Origin of the sequence: Nitratireductor aquibiodomus NL21 = JCM 21793 (assembly GCF_000615975.1) — a bacterium.
Lineage (GTDB): Bacteria > Pseudomonadota > Alphaproteobacteria > Rhizobiales > Rhizobiaceae > Nitratireductor > Nitratireductor aquibiodomus.
The window spans coordinates 1-2744 of sequence record NZ_BAMP01000169.1; the positions used below are offsets into that span (position 1 = coordinate 1).

At 63.9% G+C, this 2744-nt stretch carries 3 pseudogenes; all 3 read right to left on the bottom strand.

The features are described from left to right. Window positions 1-223, bottom strand: a pseudogene (locus JCM21793_RS27945) (ABC transporter permease); the annotation flags it as partial. Next, window positions 220-1208, bottom strand: a pseudogene (locus JCM21793_RS31605) (ABC transporter permease). The pseudogenes JCM21793_RS27945 and JCM21793_RS31605, both read right to left, overlap by 4 nt. Window positions 1209-1231: 23 nt before the next feature. After that, a pseudogene (locus JCM21793_RS31610) lies at window positions 1232-2744 on the bottom strand (ABC transporter substrate-binding protein); the annotation flags it as partial.

Genomic DNA, 2744 nt, shown 5'->3' on the forward strand with positions numbered 1-2744 from the left:
CGCCGTGCATCAGTCCCGCAGCCACATCCCGGCCCAACCGGTCCGTGCCAAGCGGAAGCGCCGGATCGGTGAAAGGCGCGGTCAGCGGTCGCCCGACAATCGTCAGCGGATCGCCGGGAAAAAGAAGCGGTGCGGCAAGCGCCATGGCGGCAAGCAGCACCAGAAGACAAAGCCCCGCCACCCCTTCCGGCGAGTTCAGAAGACGTCCGGCAACACGGTTCACGACGACGCCTCCCCGCTGCCAACGCGCGGGTCGAGAGCCGCGTAGGCGATGTCCACCAGAAGATTGACGACGATTACGAGCACCGCACTGGCGATGATGATGCCGGTCAGAAGCGGCGCATCGCGGCCGGAAACCGCTTCATGCGCAAGCCGCCCGAATCCCGGAATGGCGAACACGCTTTCCACCACCACACTGCCGCCCAGCGTGGCCGCCGCCTGCAGGCCAAGCATGGTGACCAGCGGCAGAAGCGCATTGCGCGCCACGTGGCGCAGCACGATGCGCCGCCGCGCCAGCCCCTTGGCGCGCGCAAAAAGCACAAAATCCTGCCGCCAGGCTTCCGCCATGCCGGTTCGCATCATGCGCAGAAAAAGAGCCAGGTAAATGAAGCCGAGCGCGGAAACCGGCAGCACCAGATGCCAGGCAATGTCGGCCACGCGCGCCAGCCCGGTCTTGCCGGAAGCGATGGTTTCAATGCCCGCCGTGGGAAACCAGCGCAGATCGACCGCGAACACCAGAACCAGAACAAGGCCGAGCCAGAAGCTCGGAACCGCGTAGAGCGCCAGCGAGCCGATGGAAAGCGCCCGGTCCGTCGGGCTGCCCGGCCGCGCGCCGGCAACAATGCCCAGAAGCGAACCAAGCGAGAAGGCAAGCGCCGTCGCCGCTCCCATCAGCCACAGCGTGTTGGGCAGTCGCTCCGCGATCAGGTCAAGAACCGGCCGGTCGAATGTCACCGACCAGCGAGATCGAACCGCAGCAAGGCGCCCACATAAAGCGTCAGCCGTTTCACAAGCGACTGGTCGAGCCCATAGCTCTGGCGAAGCTCCGCCACGAGGCCCGCATCGCCCCCGCCCAGCGAAAGCAGATAGGCGTCCACCGCATCGCCAGGAGCAGCTTCCAGAAGCAGAAACGTGCCGACGATGACGATGAGCAGCACCGGAATGCTGCTGACGATACGCCGCCGCGTCAAAGTCAGGGCCCGGTGCATGCCAGTGCGTGTTCCTTGCGTTCTCAGGAAGCGAGTGCAGTATCAGCCAGCTGGAAACGGGCCAGCGCGGATTGTTGCCCACATTGAGAACCGAGTCACGGGCAACCGTGGTAAAGCCCCATTCGGCGACGTTTATCAGCGGCAGATCCTCCACCACGATGCGCTGGAAGTCGTTGTAAAGCGCGGTGCGCGCTTCCGTATCGATGGTCTCTGCGGCCTGATCGATGATCGTGTCGAGCTCGGCATTGGCATAGCCGCCCTGATTGGAAAACGGCACGCCGTCGGGAATGCCCGACTGAACGAGGATCGTGGTCGAGATGGCCGGATCGCCGCGGAACACGGGCGAGCCAACGGCAATGTCGAAATCATGATCCGTGTAGACTGCCTTCAGATGCGCCGGCGTGTCGTTGTTCACCAGAGTCACGTCGATGCCAACCTTGCCGAGCGTCTGACGCAGATAATCGCCGAACTGGCGCGTTTCGCTGAAGAAGGGCGCGGGCAGGAGACGCAGCGAAAAGCGCTTGCCATCCTCGCCGCGCGGATAGCCCGCCTCGTCGAGAAGCGCGTTGGCCCGCTCCGTATCGAAGGAATAGGATTTCACATCAGGATTGTAGAATTGCGGCGCGTTCTGCGGCACCGGGCCGGTGGCCGCCTGCGCATAGCCAAGAAACACCGTGTCGACCACGAAATCCCGATCGATAGCGTGCGACAGGGCCTGCCGCACCTTCCGGTTGGCAAGGATCTCGTTGCGGTGGTTGATCTCCACCACAAGCTGATAGGTCAGCGCCTCATAGCCTTCCGTCACCACTTTCAGCCCCGGCACATTGGCAATGCGCTCCAGATCGACCAGCGGTACCTGCGAAAAGGCCGCAAGCTGGATTTCGCCCGCCTCCAGCGCGGAAGCCGCCGCCGCCCGGTCGGGCAGAACGCGGAAGATGATCTCGTCCAGCTTCGGCAGCCCCTCGCCCCAATAGGCGTCATTGCGGGTAAGGCGGTAATATTCGCCGGGCCTGTGCTCGGCGAATTTGAACGGTCCCGTTCCCACCGGCGCCTTGTTGGCAGGGTTGGCGGCGATGTCCGTGCCCTCATAAAGATGTTTTGGCAAAACGCTTGTCACCACCGGCAGCGCATTGCGAATGAGCTGGATGGGCGTGGGTGCGGAAAAGCGGAAGATGGCGGTGTGCGCATCAGGCGTTTCCACCGTGTCGAGATTGGCGAACACAACGCGGCCGAGATTTTGCAGCGGCTTCCAGACCTCCATCGCGGAGAAGGCCACATCCGCAGAGGTGAACGGCTCGCCATCGTGCCAGGTCACGCCCTCGCGCAGTTTGAAGGTGATGGAAAGCCCGTCTTCGGAGCCTTCCCAGCTTGTGGCCAGGCGTGGCGCAAGCCCGCCCTCACCGTCCATCATGGCTTCAGCCAGCGGCTCGATCACCTTGCTGGCGATGAAAAACACGCCATTCGACGCGACGATTGCCGGGTTCAGCGTGCGCGGCTCGGAATCCGCCGCCACCACCAGCCGCCCGCCGCGCGGCG